Origin of the sequence: Plantactinospora sp. GCM10030261 (genome assembly GCF_042666615.1) — a bacterium.
GTDB lineage: Bacteria > Actinomycetota > Actinomycetes > Mycobacteriales > Micromonosporaceae > KBS50.
This window is the reverse complement of record NZ_JBHTDD010000015.1, coordinates 40,461-60,622: the sequence shown is the minus strand read 5'-3', so window position 1 is coordinate 60,622 and position 20,162 is coordinate 40,461. Positions and strand designations below refer to the sequence as shown.

The following is a 20,162-nucleotide window of genomic DNA, read 5'->3' as shown; positions in this document are numbered from 1 at the left end:
CGCTTGTTGTATAACAAGGCCCCCTGTCAACCCAGTAGCAGGTCCGCCAACACCGGGTAGTGGTCGCTGGCGCGCCGGATCTGTTCGGTGTCCGGCACCTGGCAGTCGACCACCTGGACGCGTGGATCCACGAAGATCGCGTCGATCCGTCGATCGGCTGTCGGGCAGGGGAACGTGAGGACGTCCGCCCGGCCGGCCGCGACCGCGGTGTCGACCAGGCCGTCCGCCATCGTCCGCCAGGCGGCACCGTCCGGGCGCTCGTTCACGTCCGCCCCGATTATCACCGGCAGTTCGACGTCCGCCAGTTCCGCCCTGAGCAGGCCGGCCTGGCTCGACCGCTCGACCGGATCGAGCGACAGGTGCGACCCGACCACGACGAACCGGGACACCGTCGAACCGTCGGGCGCCGGTCCGACCGAACACTCCGCGAACGCGGCCCCACGCAGGTGTCGGCCGGGGGTGAGCGGGAACCGCGTGGTCCACGTCCGGTGCACCCGGACCCGCAGCGTGGTCAACACCAGGTTGCCGAGCGCCGGCAGGCCACCGACCGCCACCACCATGCCGAGCCGTTCGGCGAGCGCGGCACAGCCGTGCCGCCAGCGGAACCGGCGCGGAGCCTCCTGCACCAGGACCACGTCGGGGGCCAGAGCACGGACGGCCGCCGCCAGCGCCGCCAGGTCGTCCCGCTGGCTGTGCACGTTGTACGACATCACCCGCAGCCGGTTACCGGCGGTCATCTGGCGTCCTTCCGATCCACGCGGACACCCACCTTAGGTCGCTCGCGACACCACCTTAGGTCACGGTCGCCGCCACTTGCGATCGGCGCGACCGCCCGATGTCGACGTGCGGAGGGTAGGGTGCCGCTCGACCTCATCGATCCCGCACCGCGGGACCGCGCTGGGCGAGGAACACCTCCAGCGCGGGGTCACGGCCGGTGTTGCACTTCGCCAGCACTTCGGCGGCGGCCGATTCGCTGCTCTCCGCCATCGTCTCCTCGCCCAGCAGCCGGTAGGCCCGGGCGAGCTGCGACAGCACGATCCCGCGCAGGTAGGGGCGGCCCAGCCCGTCGGTGAGCTGTCCGGCCCGGCGCAGCTCGTCGAGGGCGGCGTGCCCCGCGCGCCGCCACACCGCGAGTTCGGCCCGTACGACGTAGCCCTCCCACTCCGCCTCGCCGTATCCGACTTCCCGCGCCTGGGCGACGCCCAGGTCCAGCCAGCGGGTGGCATCGGCCAACTCGCCGTGGCCGGCCAGGATCCGCCCCAGGTTGACGTACCCCCGGGCCAGCCCGAACCGGTCCTCCTCCGCCGTGCGAAGCGACAGGCTACGACGCAGGAACCGCTCGGCGGAGCGCGTGCGGCCGAGGGCGGCGTACACGTCGCTGAGGTTGTGCAGGCCGATCGCCCGTTGAATGGCGGTGCCGCTGTCCCGCAGCCTCCGCAACGCCGAGACGTTGTACGCCGCCGCCTCCGCACAGTTGTTCATTTCGTAACAGAACAGGCCGAGGTACTGAAGCGTGACACCTTCCTGCGGGTCCCCGATCCGTCGCTGTATCCGCAACGCCGCGCCGAGATGGTCGAAGGCCGCGTGACTGTCACCTGTCCGCTGGCTCACCAGCCCGAGCGAGATCAGGGCGAGCGCCTCGGCCGCGTGGTCCCCCGACTCGACCGCGGCGTCCCGGGCGAGCATGGCGAGTTCACCGAGCATCCCCCAGCGCGCCCGCGGCGAGAGGTACGGAGCCAGTATCCGCCGCAGGTCCAACGCCGACTCGGCCGGATGGTGCCGGGCCATGGCCAGCAGGACCGGAAGTTCCGTCTCCAACCAGGCAGCCGCCGCGGACGCGTCGGCGATCGTTGCCACCGGGGACGGTTCGCCGACGGTTGGTCCGTCCGATCCGGGCGGGATACCGGGGCGGATGAACGACATCGCTCGCTGCGCGGAATGCACGTAGTGGTCGATGGTGCGGCGGGTGGCCGCGCTCCGTTCGGCGGCCGGTTCGTCGGCCGCCGCCAGTTCGGCTCCGACCAGGCGAAGCAGGTCGTGGATGCGGAACCGGTCCGACCCGAGGGGATCCACGAGGCGGAGCTCGACGAGCCGGTCGATGACCGCCTCGGACCGGGCCGGCGGGGTGCCGAGCAGCGCCGACACCGCGTCGATCCCGAACTCCGGCACGGCGAGACCCGCCAGCAGCCGGAACCCCCGGGCCGCCGCCAGGTCGACGGCGGAGGACGACTGCCGCAGCTGGAGGTAGCTCGTCCGCAGACTCGCCCGCACGCTCAGCTCGGGGAGTTCCAGCAGGTCCAGCCGCTCGCGTTGGTCGGCGAGCCGGTCGGCGAACCGGCCCAGGGTCAGTGTCGGTTGTGCCACCAGGCGGGCCGCCGCCACCCGCAGCGAGAGGGGCAGATGCCCACAGAGCCGGCCGATCGCCGCGGCCGCGGCCGGCTCGGCCGCGACCCGGCGTTCGCCGAGCACCTTCACGAGCACCTGAACCGAGTCCTCCGCCGTCAGTGGCCCGACCGGCAGGTGCGCCGCCCCGTCGAGGGACGCCAGCAGGACGCGGCTGGTAACCAGGACGAGACAGCCCTCCGCGGCGGGCACCAGGGGGGCCACCTGGGCCGAGTCCGCGGCGTTGTCGAGCAGCATCAGCACCCGCCGCCCGGCCAACCGGGAGCGGAACTGCCCGACCGCCTCCGCGACGTCGCCGCTGATCCCCGAGGAGGGCAGCCCCAGCGCGGTAAGCATCCGGGCCAGCGCCACATCGGTCGCCAGCGGGGGGTCCGCCGGGGTGGCGCCGTGCAGGTCGAGGTAGAGCTGCCCGTCGGGGAACCGGTCGATCAGATCGTGTGCCACCTGGACCGCGAGTGTCGATTTGCCCACGCCGCCAGGTCCGTGGATGGCGAGCACCGTCGGCCGGGCCCGCGGTCGGGACGCGGCGGCAGCACGGTGCAGCGCCGCGATCTCACGTTCCCGCCCCACGAGGACCGCGGCGGCCGGCGGTAGCTGCCGTGGCGGCTGCGGACCAGCGCCGACCAGCCGTCGCGGTGTGCCGACGGACTCCCGGAAACCGGGTCCGCCCACCGTGACGTCGCGCAGCAGCACGGCCTGCTGCGCCTGGCGCAGCTCGGGACCTGGATCGATGCCGAGCTGCTCGCGGAGGATGGCCCGGGCACGCTGGTACGCCTCCAGCGCGGCGGCGGCGTCGCCCGCGCGGTAGAGCGCCGCGATCATCAGCGCGTGTACGCGCTCGCGGAGGGGATGGTCGGTGACGAGCCGGCGCAACTGCGCCAGGGCGTCCGCGGGACGGTCCAGTTGCAGCAGAGCCATCGCCCGGTCCTCGGCGGCCTCGGTCAGTTCGGCATCGAGGGTGGCCGCGTAGGTGCTGAGCAGCGGCCCCGTGGGAACGTCCGCGAGCGCCGGGCCCCGGCTCAACGCCATCGCCCGATCGAGGTACGACAGGGCGGTGGCCACCTCGCCGTCGAGGTGCGCCTTTCGACCGGCCGCCACCAGTTGGCGGAACGCCTGCACATCGAGCTGTTCCGGTTCGGCGCGGATCACGTAGCCACCGTCGACACTGCTCAGGATGGCGTTGCCGGGCGCGCCCAGCAGCCGCCTGATCGTGTTCACGTAGGTCCGGACGTTGGCTCGGGAGGACGGCGGCGGATCTCCGCCCCAGACCTCCTCCACGAGTTCGTCGACGTCGACCCGTTCGTTCGCCCGTGCCAGCACGCACGCCAGGATCGTGCGAGGTTTGTACGGACGCACGATGACCAGGTCATCGTCGCGCACCACCCGGAGCGGACCCAGCAGATCGAACCGCAGCACCACACCCTCCGCGACGGTAAGGCCGATGGGGCGACGGTCGTCGCTGACCGGATCGTCAGCCTAGACGGTGGGCGGCGGACGGTCCGGCGGCGGACGACGGAGCCGGCGGTAGCCGGACCGTCCAGGAACACCAGGCCAACCGATCATATCGACCCACGCCGCTGTATGTCCGTTGTATCCGGCGGCGCTACGGTCATCGACACGGGCAGGTCCACGCCGCCGGTTCGCCACCGCGAGGTGACCGACACGGGGCGGTCACCGACGGGTGGCGGAACCGGGCGGGACGCTCCGACCTGACCCCTACTGACGGGCCAGGTCGGCCGCTACCGACGGGCCAGGTCGGCCGCCCCGACCACGCCCGCGTCGTTGCCCAGTTCCGCCGGCCGGATCTCGGCGACCGGCAGGCGACCGCGCTGCGCCAGCGACTCGCGGTAGGAGCGGTCGGTGGGGCCGAGCAGCAACTCGCCGGCGTCGATCACACCGCCGCCGATCACCACCATCTGCGGGTCGAGGATCTGGACCAGGTCCGCCATCGCCATGCCGAGCCAGCGGCCGAGTTGGGCGAACGCCTCGGCGGAGACCGGGTCGCCGGCTTGCGCCGCCGAGGTCACCATCCGGCCGGTGACCGCCTCCGGGTCCCCGCCCGCCAGGTCGAGCAGGAGGGTTGCCCGGTCCGGCTCCTGCCGCGCCCCCGACCGGGCGAACCGCACCAGGGCGCTGCCGCTGGCGTACTGCTCGATGCAGCCCAACCGGCCGCAGCCACACAGGTGCCCGTCCGGCACCGCCAGCATGTGGCCCAGCTCGGCCGCGATGCCGTTGGCCCCGCGCAGCAGCTCGCCGCCGAGGATCACGCCGCCACCCACGCCGGTGCCGATGGTCAGCATCACCATCGACGCGTCGGCGGTCCGCGCGGCGCCGTGCCGGAACTCGGCCCAGGCGGCCGCGTTGGCGTCGTTCTCCACGATCACCGGCAGCCCCACGGCCGTGCTGACGTACTCCCGCAGCGGCTCGTCCCGCCAGGCGATGTTCGGCGCGAACTGCACGATCGACCGGCTGGCGTCGATCCAGCCGGCCGCGCCGATGCCCACCGCCTCGATCTGCCGACCGGCGGTCAGCTCGGTCACCACCTCGATGATCACATCTCGGGTCTTGCCGACGTCCTCCGCGGGGGTGTCCCGCCGGGCGCGCGCCAGCACCGTGCCGGACTCGTCGACGACACCCCCGGCCACCTTGGTGCCACCGACGTCGACTCCGATGGTCAGCGTCACGCCGCCACTCCCTCCGCTGTACTGCCCGGCTCACGCCGCCGGTCGTGGCCGCGGCCCGCCCGGTCGATCCTGACCCTTACTCCCGCCGGTGCCGGTCGATCAGGACGCCGGCGGACCGGGGTCGCCAGTCCGCCTGCCGCCGGTGGACGGCTCACCGGTGGACGGGACGCCACCGCCGGTGGGTGGCGCGCCGCCGGTCTCGTCGTCCGGCTGCGCGGCGGTGGCCGCCGCCCAGACGTCCACCCCGGCTGCGGGTAGATCATGCCCCGCCCCGGTCGCCGCGCGCCACACGGCGTCCGGATCCGATCGACCGGACCGGTCGATCGTGGATTCCTGCGGCCCCTGAGGGGGCACCGGGAATCCACGATCAGCGGGCTCGCCCCCGGGCTCCGGCCCGCCGTACGGCGGCCCACCCGACGGGCCGCCGGACGCACCGCCGGCCTCTGGAGCGTCGGCCTTCGGGCCACCGGCCGGCGGGGACCCCGTACCGCCCGACCGCGGGCTTCCAGGTGCGGACCCGGCGGCCGAGCCGAGCGCGCGGAGCATGCTCGCCACGCCGGCGGCGAGGTCGCCGGCGCCGGTGGCGAGCCGCTCGGCGAACTCCGGGCTGGGGTCGCGGAGCGCGGCGATCGACCGGCAGATGGGGCAGACGCAGCATTCGGCAGCACCGGTGGCGATCCGGGCACTGTCCGGGGCGGGCGGTGGATCGCCCGCCGGGCCGGCGCTCGCGAACCGGTCGAACACGCCAGCGAGCAAGGAGCCGACCGGGTTGGCGCCGGCCCACCCGGTCCCGGCGTGGCCTGTCGCACCGCTCGCCGTGGCCAGCCGAGCCGCCGCCAGCACGGTGGCCACCAGGCGCTCGGCCTCCTCCCGGGCGCTGCCTGGATCGCTATCCGTCATGGTCGGCACCCCCGTTCCGGCGACCGGTCGGTCCCGCCGCCATCTCCACCGCCGTCATCCCGCTTCGCCGGCCTCGACCCGCCGCTTGAGCTGCTTCAACGCCGTATCCATGATCATCTTTTCGGCCTTGCGGCGGAACATGCCAAGCGTCGCGATGGCCAGCTCCACCTCCAGCGTGTACGTCACGGTGCAGCTTCCGTCGCCGTTGTCCGCCAGGTCGTACGAACCGTTCTGGCGGCGCTGGGTCCGGCTCGGCGCCGCCAGCTCCCACTCGATTCGGGACAGGTCCTCGGCGTACGAGTAGACAAGCGTGTAGTCGTCGGCCAGCACTCCGGCGTCGACCACGAACCGGACGCGGCTGGCGTAACCGTCCTCGTACTCCTCCAGCACCTCCACGGTGCGGACGGCCTCGGTCCACTCCGGGTAGCTGGCGAAGTCACATATCACTTCCGCGACCTGGGCGACCGGCGCGGCGATGACGATCGACTGGGTGGAGGAGTCCGCCATGGCAGGCAGGCTACCCTCTGTGCCGATGTCAGGGACCGGCTGGCCGGGCGGGCCGTCCGGGGACGCCCGGTTGCCGACTCTCGGGCCGGACCAGGGCCAGGTGGCACGCGGCGTACGGGCGGCCAGCAGGCGAAGCGCCGGACCGGCCGGGTAGGTTCGGGTAGCCGCCCCCGGAGGGTTCCGACGTCCGACGGCAACGAGTACGAGGAGTGCAGGTGCGCGAGTTCTCCGTTCCCCCGGTCGTCACCGTGGGCGACGCGGCCAACCTGACCGACCCGGTCTGGGACAATGCCGCCGCCGCACCGGACTTCGTGCAGTTCGTCCGGCCCACCCCCGGCGGCGGCTGGGCCGACGTGACCTGCCGGCAGTTCCGCGACGAGGTGATCGCGCTGGCTCGCGGCCTGGTCGCGGCCGGTATCCAGCCCGGGGACCGGGTCGGGTTGATGAGCCGGACCCGATACGAGTGGACTCTCGTCGACTACGCGATCTGGGCCGCCGGCGCCGTGTCCGTGCCGGTGTACGAGACGTCGAGCGCCGAGCAGGTCGCCTGGATCCTCTCCGACTCCGGCGCGGTGGCCTGCGTGGTCGAAACCGGGGCGCACGCGCTCGCCGTCGCCGGGATCCGCGCGGACCTGCCGGGTCTGGCGCAGGTGTGGACGATCGAGACCGGAGATCTGGACGCCCTGCTGGCGCGGGGTGCCACCGTCGACCCGGGCGAGATCGACACCCGCCGCCGCGACGTCCGGTCCGGGGACCTCGCGACGATCATCTACACCAGCGGCACCACCGGCCGGCCGAAGGGCTGCGCGCTCACCCACCGGAACATGTACTCGGACATCTTCAACGCCATCCCGGTGCTGCCGAACCTCTTCCACGAGGGCGCGTCGACGCTGCTCTTCCTGCCCCTGGCGCACTCCTTCGCCCGGCTGATCCAGATCGGCGTGGTGGGCGCCCGGGTCACCATGCTGCACCTGTCGGACACCAAGCAGCTGGTCGACGAGTTGCAGCGATTCAGGCCGACCTTCGTGCTCTCCGTTCCTCGGGTATTCGAGAAGGTCTACAACGGCGCGGTGCGGAAGGCGCAGGCCGAGGGAAAGGGTTCGATCTTTGCCCGGGCCGAACAGGTGGCGGTTGCGTACAGCGAGGCGCTGGACACCCCGTCCGGCCCCGGGTGGCGGCTGCGTCTACAGCACCGCGTCCTCGACCGACTGGTGTACCGCAAGCTCCGGGCGGCGCTCGGCGGCCGGTGCGGGGCGGCGATCTCCGGGGGCGCGCCACTGGGTGCCCGGCTCGGCCACTTCTTCCGCGGCGTCGGGATCGCCATCCAGGAGGGGTACGGGCTCACCGAGACCTCACCCGCGGTGGCGGCCAACCTGCCCGGTGCCACCCGGATCGGCACCGTCGGCCGCCCGTTGCCCGGGGTCACCATCCGGGTCGCCGACGACGGCGAGGTGCTGATCAAGGGCGACGTCGTGTTCCAGGGGTACTGGAACAACCCGGATGCCAGCGCCGAGGTGCTGCGGGACGACTGGTTCTACACGGGTGACCTCGGTCAGTTGGACCCGGACGGGTACCTGACGATCACCGGCCGGAAGAAGGAAATCATCGTTACCGCGGGCGGCAAGAACGTCGCGCCCGCCGTGCTGGAGGATCGCATCCGGGCCCACCCACTGATCAGTCAGTGCGTGGTGGTCGGTGACCGGCGGCCGTACATCGCCGCGCTGGTCACCATCGACGAGGAGGCGTGGCCCGCGTGGCTGGACGGCCACGGCCATCCGGCCGGCACCGCCGTCGCCGACCTGCGCGAAGATCCGCAACTACGGGCCGAGATCGAGGCCAGCATCGACGAGGCGAACAAGACCGTCTCGAAGGCCGAGACGATCAAGAAGTTCCGCATCCTTCCGGCGGACTTCACCGAGGCCAGCGGGGAGCTGACCCCGTCACTGAAGGTCAAGCGGAACGTGGTGCAGAAGACATGCGCCGAGGAGATCTCCGCCATCTACGAAAGCTGACTACGATCCGTCAGGTGCCCGCGTCCACCGTCGCCCAGTCCCGTCCCCACCCGCTGGCGGCGACGGGCCGCATGGTCATGCTCGCCCTGGTCGCCGTGCTCACTCTGGTGGCGACCCGGCAGCCGGTCCTGCTCTGGTGGGTGGTCCTGCTCGCCGCCGCCGGGATACCAGCCCTGCTGGCCCCCCGGCACTGGCTGATCGGTCCGCTCGGCAGGGCCGCCGAGGTGGTGGTGATCGGCCTGGCGGCGAGCCAGGTCGCGGCCCAGGCCACCATGGGCGGCGGTTGGGGCGCCTCGGCGTTCCTCCCCTATCTTGCCGTGCCGCTCACGCTTGTCGCCCTGGACCGGCGCACCTGGGAGGGTGCCGCGCTGCTCGGCATCGCCGCGGTGGTCCTGCTGGGCAGTGCCGCCGTCACCGGCTCGGGAGCCCAACGCCTGGTCAGCCAGCCGTGGTACCTGGCGGTCTGCGCCCAGTGGCTGATCCTCGCCGCGCTCGGGCTGTACGCGGCGGCGACGTTCCAACGGGTCATGCAGGCCCGCGGGGAGGCCCGCCCGCAGCCGTACGCGGAGGCGACCCGGCTGCTCACCCAGCTCCGCAGCGTGGCCCGGCAGCTCCCCGGGGCGACACTCGATCCCGGCGGCATCTCCGAGCACCTGGTCGAGGAGTTGCTCACCGTGACCAGGGCCGACCGGGCGGCGGTGCTGTCGGCGAGCGGCGGTGGCCGACTGGTGGTGCTCGCCCAGCGCGGTGCCGACCGGGTCGACTGGGAGACGACCCTGGACGCGGACTCGGCGATCGCCGACGCCTGGGCCAGCCAGCAGCCGCAGACCGCGCCCCGCTCGCAGGCCCGCTCGCATCCCGGCGGGGACGTCTCCGCGCTGGTCATCCCGCTGGTGGCCGGGGTACGCACGGTCGGGCTGGTCACCCTGGAGGCGGATACGGCGAACGCATACCCGCCGCCGGTGGTGGCCCGGGTGCGGACCCTCACCGATCCGGCGGCGCTGCGGCTGGAGGCGGCGTTGCTGTTCGACGAGGTCCGTTCGCTGGCCACCAACGAGGAGCGGCAGCGGCTGGCCCGCGAGATCCACGACGGGGTGGCGCAGGAACTGGTGATGGTCGGGTACGGGATCGACAACGCGCTGGCCACCCTGCACTCCGACGTTAAGGACACCGAGGAGTCGCTGCGTACGCTTCGCGGCGAGGTGACCCGGGTGATCACCGAACTGCGGCTGAGCCTGTTCGAGCTGCGCAGCGAGGTGGACCGGCACGGTGGGCTGGCCGCCGCGATCGCGGAGTACGCCCGGACCGTCGGCGCCTCCGCCGGGTTGCGGGTGCACCTCTCGCTGGACGAGTCGACCGCCCGCCTGCCGGCCGCCACCGAGGCCGAGTTGCTGCGCATCGCCCAGGAGGCGGTCACAAACGCCCGCAAGCACGCCAGTGCCGCGAATCTGTGGGTCACCTGCGAGGTGGATCCCCCGTACGCCCGAATTGAAGTGTCGGATGATGGTCAGGGCATCGCTGACCAGCGGCCCGACGGACGGTACGGTCTTGCGATCATGGCGGAGAGGGCGGAACGTATCCGGGGCCGGCTGGAGATCAGTCCCCGGCACCCCAGCGGTACGACCGTGGCGGTGGTGCTCGGGACCTCCCCGCGGCGAGATAACGTGCGCGGTAGCACCGCACCAGAAGGGGAGTAACCCGGAACATGACGACCAGCCCGATGCCGACGACACGCACCAAGGTTCTGTTGGTCGACGACCACGACCTGATCCGCAAGGGCCTGCGCCATGCTTTCGAGCGGGACCGGCAGTTCGAGGTCGTCGGCGAGGCCGCCACCGCCGCGGAAGGGGTCCGGCAGGCGGGCGCCCTGCAGCCCGATGTCGTGATCATGGATCTCCGGCTGCCCGACGGCAGCGGCCTGGAGGCCACCCGGGCACTGCGCAAGTCCAGCGCGACGATGGGCATCGTGGTGCTCACCATGTACGCCGGTGACGACCAACTCTTCGGCGCTCTGGAGGCCGGGGCGAGCGCGTTCGTCCCGAAGACCGCGCCGGCCGACGAGGTGGTGGCCGCGGCCCGGCACGCCGCGTCGTCGCCGAGCGCCTTCACCGCCGCCGACCTCGCCGAGGCGATGAAGCGCCGGTTGGCGCCGTCCGGACCGCAGCTCTCGCCGCGGGAGGGGCAGGTGCTCCGGCTGCTCGCCGACGGGATGAGCGTCGCCGGCATCGCGAAGCAGTTGTTCGTCAGCGAGTCGACCGCCAAGACGCACATCTCGAAGCTGTACGAGAAGCTCGGCGCGGCCAACCGTGCCCAGGCCCTGATGACCGCGCTGCGGCTTGGACTGCTCGAGGCGCCTGACGCCCCGAAGTTCTGAGCCTTCGACATCGGGGGTTCCGGACCACGCGGTCGCCGGCCCAGCCACCGCTGGTCCGGCGATCAGCCTGCCTCCGGTACGGCGTGATAGGCGTCGGCCTGGAGCCGGAACAGGGTCGCGTACCGGCCACCGAGGGCCATCAGCGTCTCGTGGTCGCCCTCCTCGATCAGCCGACCATGGTCCAGGACGTAGATCCGGTCCGCGGTCCGCACGCTGGCCATCCGGTGGGTGATCAGCACGACGGTGCGGCCCCGGGACAGCTCGCGTAGCCGCTGGTAGACGTCGTGCTCGGCTTGGGCGTCCAGGTTGGCCGTCGGCTCGTCGCAGATCAGCAAGGCGGCGTCCCGGTAGAACGCCCGGCTCACCGCCAGCCGTTGCCACTGTCCCCCGGACAGGTCGGCACCGTCGACGAAATGCCGGGACAGCAGGGTGTCGTAGCCGCGCGGCAGCTCCACGATGAACTCGTGGGCGTCGCCGGCCCGGGCGGCAGCCTCCACCAACGCCGGGTCGGCCGGGCGGGTGTACCGGCCGATCGAGACGTTGGCACCGGCGGACAGGGGCCACCGGGTGGGTTCCTGCATGACCACGGCCACCCGCTCGCGCACCGCCTCCGGGTCCACCCCGGCGAGGTCGACCCCGTCCCACCGGATCGCACCGGCGTCCGGCCGGTACAGCCCGGCCAGCAACTTGGCCAGGGTGGACTTACCGGAGCCGTTGACCCCGACCAGCGCGATCGTCTCGCCCGCCCGGACGGTCAGGCTCACCTCGCACACCGCCGGTCGGTCGGCACCCGGGTAGCTGAAGGTGACGCCGCTCAGTTCGATCGTGCCGGGGCCGGTCGGCGCATCCCGCGACGGATGGGGTTCGGCCCGGGCTCGGGCCAGGTCGCTGAAGTTGGCGTAGTCGGAGAAGTAGAGGCCCTGCTCGTACACGTGGTTGACGGCGAAAGCGACGGCGGTGAGAGCGGTGACGCCGGCACCGATCGCGTACGCCGCCGCCCCACCCACCGCGAGGTCCATTCGCCCGCTGACCAGCAGCCAGAACAGCACCGCGTACGCGCAGCCGAGCGCGACGCCGCCGAGGAACCGGCCGAGCAGGGCGATCCGCACCTGGGCGGCGGAGAGCGCGATCCGGTCCCGGGTTGCCACGTCGAGCAGCCGGCGCACCTCGGCCAGCAGGTAGTCCCGGATCGTGAAGGCCCGCAGTTCCGGTCCGGCGTCCCGGTCGGCCAGCAGGTCGGAGAGCATCCACTTGCGACGCAGCATGGTGATCAGTTTCAGTTCCTGGCGGTAACCGAGCCGGGCCGCGCGGACGGCCGCCCAGCCGTTGGGCAGCACCGCGATCACCAGCAGCGGCAGCAGTACGGGATGCAGCACCGCCAGCACCCCGGCGCAGGCGATCAGCGACACCAGCGCGGTGACCACCTCGATGGCGTGGTCGACCAGCCGCTGGGTGGCGTCGATGCCCCGGTCCCGGGCCCGGTGCATGGCGTCCCGCCACTCGGCGTCGTCGAAGGTGGCCAGGTCGACCCGGGTGGTCAACTCCAGCAGCCGCAGTTCGGCCGCCCGGCTGACCCGCGGGCTGAGCCGGCCCTGGGCGGCCGTGGCGCAGGCGAACAGCAGCGCCCGTGCCGCGGCCGCGCCGACCACCAGCGCCAGCGCCGGCACGGCCGCCCGGATCCGGTCCGGCGTGGGAGCGGCGGCGAGCAGGCCGTCCAGCACGCCCACGACGTTCACCAGGCTCACCGCGCTGGCCAGTCCCGCGCCGACCTGCGACAGCAGCACCGTGAGAGCGGCGCGTGGGCTGGTCCGCCAGGCCAGCCCGGCGGCGTCCCAGAGCAGGCCGGGGAGCCGGCGCAACATCCGCCAGAAGGTGGCGTTGGCCGCCTCGGCCGTGCCGGTCAGCCAGTACGGTACGGCGATCTCACCGAGGTCGGAATCCGGCTGCTCCGCCACCGACCGCCGCTGCCGTAACCACACGAAGTCTTGATACTACAGGCGGTAGCCGAGGTCTAGACTCGACCCGTTACCGGGCACGCAGCAGTTCGGTCAGCCGGGCGGCCTGGATCTCCCAGCGCCAGTCCCGCTCGACCCAGGCCCGCCCGGCCGCCCCCATCCGGGCGGCCAGCGCGCGATCGGTGAGCAGGGTGACCAGCCGGTCGGCCAGCCGATCCGGATCTCGCCCAGGCACCACGAACCCCGTCTCCCCCGGCCGGACCGCGTCCGGGGCGCCGCCGGAGTCGCCGGCCACCACCGGCAGCCCGCTGGCCGACGCCTCCAGGTAGACGATGCCCAGCCCTTCGACGTCCAGGCCGCGGTTACGGGTGCGGCACGGCATCGCGTACACGTCGCCCGCCGCGTAGTGCTCGGGCAGCTCGGCGCCCGGCACCGAGCCGGTGAAGACCACATCCCCCGCGACACCGGTGTCGCGGGCCAGCCGCTCCAGCGTCGCCCGGTGCGGGCCACCGCCGACGATCAGCAGCGCCGCGTCCGGCACCCGCCGGCGGACCGCGGGCAAGGCCCGGATCAGCGTGTCCTGGCCCTTGCGGGGGACCAGGCGGGACACGCAGACGATCACCGGGCGGTCGGTGAGGCCGTGCCGGGCCCGCACCCGGACGCCGTCGACATCCGGGTGGTACGTCTCCACGTCCACGCCCGGAGCGAGGCGTCGCAGTTCGGTCAGTCCGCCCACGGCGCGGTCCAGCCGGACCCGGGTGTACTCGCCGAGGTAGGTGACCACGTCGGTGTGCCGGGCGATCCGGCGCAGCAGGCTCCGCGCCCCCGGCAGGGCGGCCCAGCCCACTTCGTGACCGTGGGTGAGGGCCACCGCCCGCACGATCCCGGCCCGTTGGCGCAGCCCGGCGGCGAGCAGCCCGAGCGGCGCCGCCGCGCCGAACCAGACCGTGTCACAGCCGCGCGACCGGGCGATCTCCGCCGCCCGCCGGGCCACCCGGGAGGTGGGCAGCAGCACGCCGGTGGCCTCCCGGACCACCTCGTACGGCTGGTCGGCGTCGAACGTGTCGGCGCCCCGCCAGGTCGAGGCGTACACGACGATCTCGTCGGCCGGCAGGCCGAGCGTCAGGTGGTGCACGAACGACTGGATCCCGCCGTGCCGGGGTGGGAAGTCGTTGGTGACCAGCAGCGTACGGCTCATCCGCCGGCCGCCCGCGCCCAGGCCCGGGCGGCGGCCATCCGCTCCACCGTCGACGGGTGGCTGGCCGAGTAGAGGTACTCCCAGCGGGGCGGGTCCGGGTCGCTGAGGTTGACGGTGGCGAGCCGACGCTGCATCGCCTCGAAGGTGGCCGGGTCACCGGTCAGGGCGAGCGCGTGCGCGTCGGCCCGGGCCTCCACCCGGCGGGACACCAGTGCCTGGGCGGGCGCGCTGACCAGGCCGGCGACCGTGAACACGGCGAGCAGCAGCGGCAGCGCGCGGGGCTCGGCGATCGAGTCCACCCCGGCCGCCCGCAGCAGCCAGCCCCACCCACCGAGCAGGAAGAGGGCGACCACGGCGGCCGCCGCACCGAGCGCGCCGAGCAACGTGCCGGTGACGACGTCCCGATCCTTCGCGTGCCCCAGCTCGTGGGCCACCACGCTGGCCACCTCCTCGGGCGGCGCCTCACGCAGGAGGGTGTCGTAAACGACGATCCGGCGGGTCGGCCCCAGCCCGGAGACGTAGGCGTTCACCGCCCGGGTGCGCCGGGACGCGTCGGCCACCAACACGTCGCGGACGGGCACACCGTCCCGCTCGGCCAGGGTCAGCAGTTGATTGCGCAGCGGGCCGGGCTCCATCGGGCTGAACCGGTTGAAGACCGGCTCGACAAGCACCGGCAGCACGAACGACAGGAGCGTCACCAGGGCCGCGGCGCCGGCCGCGCCGAACGCCCACCACCAGCGCGGGGACAGCCGCGTCACGGTGTAGAAGCCGAGCAGCGCCACCGCGCCGATCACGGCAGTCACCGCGTACGACCGGAGCACGTCCGCCGCCCAGCCGGCCCAGCCCTGGGTGGACAGCCCGTACCGGCTCGCCACGGTGTGCCGCCAGGCGGCGAACGGCAGCGTCAGCAGGCTGCTGAGCAGCACCACCGCCAGCCCGCCCAGCACCGCCCGAGCGATCCAGTGGCCCCCGAACGGCCGGGCCACCGCGGTGACCAGCGCGGCACCCAGCGGGGTGAGGCCCAACACCAGAGCCACGAGCAGTCCGACCGCCATGGACCCGTATCCCGCCGGGCGGAGGGCCGCCCGCAGCGCCCGCCCCCGGGCCACCTGCTCCGCCGGGAGATCACGCAGCGCCGCCAGTTGGTCGGCACGCGGCGCCGGCGGACGGCTCCACGGAACCAGCAGGACAACGGCGAGCATCAGTACGGCGGCGAGCCCGCACAGGGTCACGATCGCCCAGGCCCGTGGCGTCATTCCGCTCCTTCCGCCGCCGGAGTGATCCGGCGATCCGGTGCGTTTCGGCGGATCCGCCACTCCCTGGTGCGCCATCCTAGGGGCCGGCGGTCACCACCGGTCACCGACGCCCGGTGCCGGCGGGCCGACCCGATCCCGACCGGTCAGGCCACGTGCCGGCCCCGGCGGCGCCGCGGCACCAGACGCACCGGCGCGGCCGGTGGCGCGCTGAGCACCTCCACGTCGAACCCGGCCCGGGCGAAGACCTCGATCGCCCGCTCCTCGGCCGTGGTCAGCCCCTGGTCGGGCGTCTCGTCCAGGGCGCTCACCAGGCATCCGGCGCAGGCGGCGGCCGCGCCCCGGGCGGGGCAGCTGTCGCAGTCGATGAGCATCGCGCGTCTCCTATCCGGTCACCGCTCGCGCGGTCACCGTCGGTCCGGCGACCTGGTGGGACCACGTGTCGTCAGCCCCGGCCACCGTCGGTCACATCGACGTTAGGCGGTGGGTACGACAAAACTGACTGTGCCGAAACTCCCCGGCGCACCCGCAGGTCTCCGCGCCGGGCCTCGGGTGCGCTACTCGCGACTCGACGACGGGGGCTCCAGGACCGGTGGCGGCGCCATCAGTGGGCCGGGCGGATCCACGGCGGCGGGCACGGGATGCACCGACCGCGTCACCTGTCGGCCCGCGAAGAGCCCCTCGGTGGCGGTGACGGTCGACAACAGGACGTAGGCGGGTTGCAGGTACGCCTGCGGCTCGTCCCAGTCCGCCTCGAAGTAGCCGAACACCATGTCGTCGATGGAGACCAGACCGTTCCGATCGTCGCTCCAGGCGCGCTCGACCTCGGCGAGCACGGATTCGGGCGGGCGGAGAACGGCCTCGGGTTCCACGACGCCCTCGATCGCCCGCCCGATGCTGTCGACGCCGGTCACGCGCCTTTCATGGTCGACATACACGGTGATCTTGCCGCCGGGGCCGAGAACAGGGATCTTGTCGACGAGACGGTGGAACGTGACGGCCACGTCGATGATCCGTTCCTCGGTCGAACCGGTCGCCGGTTCGGCGACCGCGACGTGCAACCGGCTGACCCGCAGCACCTCGTGGTCCTCCGCCGAGGCGATCCCCGCCTCGTGAAGGTGTCGCCTGGCGATCGCGACGGCGGCCTCGTCCTCGAGGGTGACGTGCGACTCGCCGTCGTCGACCTGCCAACGGGTGGTGTCGTGGAGCCGGAAACCACCGGAGGCATGGTGGAGGATCAGTCGGTACGGGCCCTCGACATATGTGCTGTGCCGCGCGTCGCGGTGCAGAGTTCCCGTGTCCAGGCTGCCCGCGAGGTCGAACCGCCGGGCCAACCGGAAGATGGCCTCGTCGTCGGACTCGGGCACGACGAGGCGGAAGATCGCCGCGGGTCGGGCGGGAGGCAACGGGATCCTGGTCAGCCCCGGCGTGGTCATGGCGACACCTCTCGCGTGCCCATCCGGCTTCGGGTGTTCGGCGTGGTCATTGCCGCCAGCGCCAGGCGAGCCAGTTGGACGCCGACGGACCGGTGAAGGCCCAGCCGAGGGTCTCGTTCTGCAGGCGGTTCAGGGCTTCGTCCCGCGTCGCGCCGGCCGCGATCACGATCGGACGGGTCACCGGCCAGTTCGGATACTCGGCTCCGTACGCGGTATCGAGCCAGGCGGTGGTGAGCGGCCACCCGTTGGAGGCGGCGTCGACGAACCTGACCCTGCGCCAGTAGGTGTTCGGACCCACGTACTGCAGATCGATGACGCCGAGCAGGAGGTGGACGCCCTGCGTCGGCGGGTCCCACACCTCGACGACGTGGTTGGCGTCCGTGGACTTGACCAGCACACAACTGTCCAAGAGGAACCATTTGAGTTGGCCGACGCCGAGGCGCCACTGGGCGCTCATCGTGTGGCAGGGGGCGAGGCCGGGTGGAGCGTGGTTGGTCGTGAACCCGAGCACCTGCACGCGCCGGCCGTCGAACCCGGCATGACCGCCGTGTCCGCTGTAGTAACAGAAATGGACGTTGTCGATCTTGTTAAGCGAGTTGCCACCGAAGTCCGGATGGTCGAAGTCGCTGGACCACGCCGCGGCGTCGCCATGAACGAATATCTCGGAGTGGCCCCGTTGGCGCATCTGCATCACGAGGCTCATGGCCAGCTGGGCGGAATAGCTCAGGTCGGGCTGGTAACACCGGTCCCCGGGGGGCGGGTAGTTGGCACAGAACTCGACACCGAACCTGACCCCCATCGCGGTCCACCCTCCTCGGGAACTCTTCGGTGATCCACAATCGACGCTTGTCAGCGCCAGCGCCAGCGCCGGCTCCGCCGCATCCACCACGCCGCGCTGCCCTGCGAGGTGCCGCCGCACGGACCGAGCCGGATGGTGTCTCCCGAGCCGTCGGGACAGTCGGTCGTCATGTACCTGATCCCGTCGATGCATCTGATCTCGATATCGCACGCGATGTTCTGCGGCACGATGTCCCCGGCCGATCTCCGCCCGGCCGTACCGGTGGCCCCACCGGCGACATAGCGGGTGGCCGTGGGACGCAGTGCCGCCTCCGCGGTGAAGGCCGGCAACGACATGATCTTCCCCCTGCGATCGACGAGCACGGACACAACACGGCACGAACTGCCTGGCCAGAGCGAAGCTCGGTCAGGCCACCGTAACAACGGCCGGTCGCCCGGCGCAGGAGTTCGCGGGCGGACCGCACACTGCTCCTGACGGAACACAGACGACCGGTCCACCAGTGGCGAATTGCTCGTTTATGTACCATTTCCGCCCGATCAGCCACACCAGCATCCAGGCATTGCTAACGTGGCGAACGTCCCCGGTCGTCATCCCCTCGCCAGTGCCGTCGGGATCAATCGAGGGAACGGGTTCGGTCCGTGGTCGCGTTGGATCTGGTGCGGTTGCCGCCGCTGATGGCGCGGAGCGTCGGCACGCCCGATGTCGTCGTCGGGCTGCTGGACGGCCCGGTCCCGGCGGATCATCCAGGACTGGCCGGCGGGCACGTCCGGACACTTCCCGGACACGACACAGGTCGGGCCGATCCACGCGGTCCGGCCAGCCGGCACGCAACCTTCGTCGCCGGGATCCTGGTCGGACACCGGGATGGTCCAGCACCGGCCATCTGTCCGGGTTGCCGTCTGCTGGTACGCCCCATCTTCGGCCCGACCGGTCCGGACGGGCGGCCGAGCGCGACGCCGCGGCAGGTGGCCATGGCCATCACCGAGTGCGTGCGGGCCGGTGCGCGGGTGGTGAACCTGAGCGCCGGTGTCGCCCGGCCCTCGACACGGGACGAACAGGAGCTGCGGTACGCCCTCGACTTCGCGCGGCGCCGCGGGGTGATCGTGGTCGTGGCCGCCGGCAACCAGGCGACGGTGGGCGGCAGCGCGATCACCCGCCATCCGTGGGTGGTTCCCGTGGCGAGCTACGGCCTGGATGGACGACCGTCGGCGTACACCAATGTCGGCGCGGCGGTGGGCAGACGCGGCCTGGGCGCCCCGGGTGAGGGGGTGACCAGTCTCGGCCCGGACGGTGCGCCGGTGACCTCGCGGGGCACGAGCGTCGCGGCAGCGTTCGTGACCGGCGCGACCGCCCTGCTGTGGTCGCTGTTCCCCGCCGCGGACGCCGGCGCGGTGTGGACGGCGGTGGTGCACGGTCTGGGGCGACGGCGCGTCGCAGTGGTGCCTCCGCTGCTGGACGCCTGGGATGCCTTCGTCACGTTGTCCTCGGGAAGGATCGGCCGGGAGGTGCGGGTGTGAACGGCGACGAGTCCTCGAACCAGGCTGCGGATCCGGGCCGGCGGGGACGGCACCGGGTTCGGCTCCCGGGGTTCATCACGGACGAGGAGGTCGGCCTCGGGGACGTGATCAAGCGAGTGACGTCGAGTGTGGGAATCAGGCCTTGTGGTGGCTGTCAGGAGCGGGCCCGCCGGTTGAACGACTGGGTGGTCTTCTCCGGCCGGCACCGCCGGACGAAAAACTAGATGGGTTCGCCATGGAACAGACGATGGAACAGCCAGCGCCATCCGATCAGGTCCTACCGGCACCGCCGGGTCCGACCGCGCCGCCAGACCCTGGCCCGTACGCGCCGGACGTCACGCCGGCGGACCCGGTGTCGTTCGTCTACGCGATCGGCAGGGTCGAGCCCAGGTTCCCCAGCCTGGCGGTCGAGAAGGAGTTCGCCCAGGCCGCGGGTCAGCGGGAGACGACCGGGCAGACGAACCGCGAGGCGTTGCACGCGGTGCTCGCGGAGCGGTCCGGTCGCTACCTCGCCCGGCAGATGTGCTGGGTGTTCACCATCGAAGGGCTGGAGACCTACGTCCTGGTCCCGCGCGACCCGGCGGACCTGGACCTGCTCGTCGAGGCGGTCCGCCCCGGCCCCGGTCCCGGTGACGTCGACGTGGTCATCGGGTTGCGCGGTTCGTTCTCCTCGACGGAGTGCACCGGACTGGTGTTGCCGGTGGTGGCGTTCGACCAGATCTACTCGTTCGACCGGGACGAGTTCATCCGCGAGATCCCCCGCCCTGCCGACGGTGCCGAGGATTCCTTCCGGGCCACGGCCGAGGAGCTGTTCGACCGGATCGGGCAGCTGGCCGACAACGCGGGGGCGACGGACGAGCACCGTGCCCTGAACTATCTGGCGGTTCGTTACCCGGCCATCTACGCCAGGGCCGCCGAGGCACACGCCACGGATTCCGCGCTGTCCGGGGTCGAGGTGCGCCCGTCCCGGTTGAGTGGCGCACGAACGGTCATGGACGTCATCTTCGCCTACACCTCCTGGCGTACCGATGTCACGCAGAAGTACTTCGCCAGGGTGGACGTGACGGAGGAGTTCCCATTCCTGGTGACCAAGTTGTCGCAGTTCTACGAGCGGTGAGGCGGGC

17 protein-coding genes are annotated in these 20,162 nt (G+C 72.4%); 5 read left to right on the top strand and 12 right to left on the bottom strand.

What is annotated here, in order from left to right; genetic code table 11:
• Positions 1-26: 26 nt before the first annotated feature.
• The 5 genes from ACFQUZ_RS18805 to ACFQUZ_RS18785 form a co-directional block, all read right to left on the bottom strand.
• On the bottom strand, positions 27-737 hold the full coding sequence (locus ACFQUZ_RS18805) for an endonuclease/exonuclease/phosphatase family protein (RefSeq protein WP_377443857.1): 711 nt from the start codon (positions 735-737) through the stop codon (positions 27-29).
• Between the two features lie 133 nt (positions 738-870).
• On the bottom strand, positions 871-3,819 hold the full coding sequence (locus tag ACFQUZ_RS18800) for a BTAD domain-containing putative transcriptional regulator (protein WP_377443856.1): 2,949 nt from the start codon (positions 3,817-3,819) through the stop codon (positions 871-873).
• A gap of 323 nt (positions 3,820-4,142) precedes the next feature.
• The gene (locus ACFQUZ_RS18795) at positions 4,143-5,087 is read right to left on the bottom strand and encodes an ROK family glucokinase (RefSeq protein WP_377443854.1); all 945 of its coding nucleotides are present in this window, start codon (positions 5,085-5,087) and stop codon (positions 4,143-4,145) included.
• A gap of 99 nt (positions 5,088-5,186) precedes the next feature.
• Positions 5,187-5,987: a hypothetical protein gene (locus ACFQUZ_RS18790; RefSeq protein ID WP_377443852.1), complete on the bottom strand. Its 801-nt coding sequence runs from the start codon at positions 5,985-5,987 to the stop codon at positions 5,187-5,189.
• A gap of 54 nt (positions 5,988-6,041) precedes the next feature.
• The gene (locus ACFQUZ_RS18785) at positions 6,042-6,494 is read right to left on the bottom strand and encodes an SRPBCC family protein (RefSeq protein WP_377443850.1); all 453 of its coding nucleotides are present in this window, start codon (positions 6,492-6,494) and stop codon (positions 6,042-6,044) included.
• 215 nt (positions 6,495-6,709) lie between these two features.
• Here ACFQUZ_RS18785 and ACFQUZ_RS18780 point away from each other — a divergent pair, with 215 nt between their 5' ends.
• The 3 genes from ACFQUZ_RS18780 (at position 6,710) to ACFQUZ_RS18770 (ending at position 10,880) form a co-directional block, all read left to right on the top strand.
• Positions 6,710-8,506 (top strand): AMP-dependent synthetase/ligase, encoded by a 1,797-nt coding sequence (locus ACFQUZ_RS18780; protein WP_377443848.1) that lies wholly within the window; start codon positions 6,710-6,712, stop codon positions 8,504-8,506.
• A gap of 71 nt (positions 8,507-8,577) precedes the next feature.
• A complete protein-coding gene (locus tag ACFQUZ_RS18775; protein WP_377444037.1) occupies positions 8,578-10,203 on the top strand; it encodes a GAF domain-containing sensor histidine kinase in 1,626 nt (541 codons plus the stop codon).
• 8 nt (positions 10,204-10,211) lie between these two features.
• Positions 10,212-10,880 carry a response regulator transcription factor gene (locus tag ACFQUZ_RS18770; protein WP_091557164.1) on the top strand — a complete coding sequence of 223 codons (669 nt, stop codon included), beginning with the start codon at positions 10,212-10,214 and terminating at the stop codon, positions 10,878-10,880.
• 62 nt (positions 10,881-10,942) lie between these two features.
• On the opposite strand, the gene ACFQUZ_RS18765 is transcribed toward ACFQUZ_RS18770, so the two are convergent.
• From ACFQUZ_RS18765 to ACFQUZ_RS18735, 7 genes are all read right to left on the bottom strand, one after another.
• Positions 10,943-12,859 carry an ABC transporter ATP-binding protein gene (locus ACFQUZ_RS18765; RefSeq protein WP_377443846.1) on the bottom strand — a complete coding sequence of 639 codons (1,917 nt, stop codon included), beginning with the start codon at positions 12,857-12,859 and terminating at the stop codon, positions 10,943-10,945.
• A gap of 46 nt (positions 12,860-12,905) precedes the next feature.
• Positions 12,906-14,033 (bottom strand): glycosyltransferase family 4 protein, encoded by a 1,128-nt coding sequence (locus ACFQUZ_RS18760; RefSeq protein WP_377443844.1) that lies wholly within the window; start codon positions 14,031-14,033, stop codon positions 12,906-12,908.
• Positions 14,030-15,289: a M48 family metallopeptidase gene (locus tag ACFQUZ_RS18755; protein WP_377443842.1), complete on the bottom strand. Its 1,260-nt coding sequence runs from the start codon at positions 15,287-15,289 to the stop codon at positions 14,030-14,032. The genes ACFQUZ_RS18760 and ACFQUZ_RS18755 overlap by 4 nt, the downstream gene beginning before the upstream one ends.
• Before the next feature lie 143 nt (positions 15,290-15,432).
• Positions 15,433-15,660 (bottom strand): hypothetical protein, encoded by a 228-nt coding sequence (locus ACFQUZ_RS18750; RefSeq protein WP_377443840.1) that lies wholly within the window; start codon positions 15,658-15,660, stop codon positions 15,433-15,435.
• A gap of 183 nt (positions 15,661-15,843) precedes the next feature.
• On the bottom strand, positions 15,844-16,722 hold the full coding sequence (locus tag ACFQUZ_RS18745) for a hypothetical protein (RefSeq protein WP_377443838.1): 879 nt from the start codon (positions 16,720-16,722) through the stop codon (positions 15,844-15,846).
• A 46-nt stretch (positions 16,723-16,768) separates the two neighbouring features.
• On the bottom strand, positions 16,769-17,521 hold the full coding sequence (locus tag ACFQUZ_RS18740) for a DUF6345 domain-containing protein (protein ID WP_377443836.1): 753 nt from the start codon (positions 17,519-17,521) through the stop codon (positions 16,769-16,771).
• A 50-nt stretch (positions 17,522-17,571) separates the two neighbouring features.
• A complete protein-coding gene (locus ACFQUZ_RS18735; protein ID WP_377443834.1) occupies positions 17,572-17,856 on the bottom strand; it encodes a hypothetical protein in 285 nt (94 codons plus the stop codon).
• 303 nt (positions 17,857-18,159) lie between these two features.
• On the opposite strand from ACFQUZ_RS18735, the gene ACFQUZ_RS18730 reads away from it, so the two are divergent.
• Positions 18,160-19,038, top strand: a complete 879-nt coding sequence (locus ACFQUZ_RS18730) for a S8 family serine peptidase (RefSeq protein WP_377443832.1) — start codon at positions 18,160-18,162, stop codon at positions 19,036-19,038.
• Positions 19,039-19,285: 247 nt separating this feature from the next.
• On the top strand, positions 19,286-20,155 hold the full coding sequence (locus tag ACFQUZ_RS18725) for a hypothetical protein (RefSeq protein ID WP_377443830.1): 870 nt from the start codon (positions 19,286-19,288) through the stop codon (positions 20,153-20,155).
• The last annotated feature ends 7 nt before the right edge of the window (positions 20,156-20,162 follow it).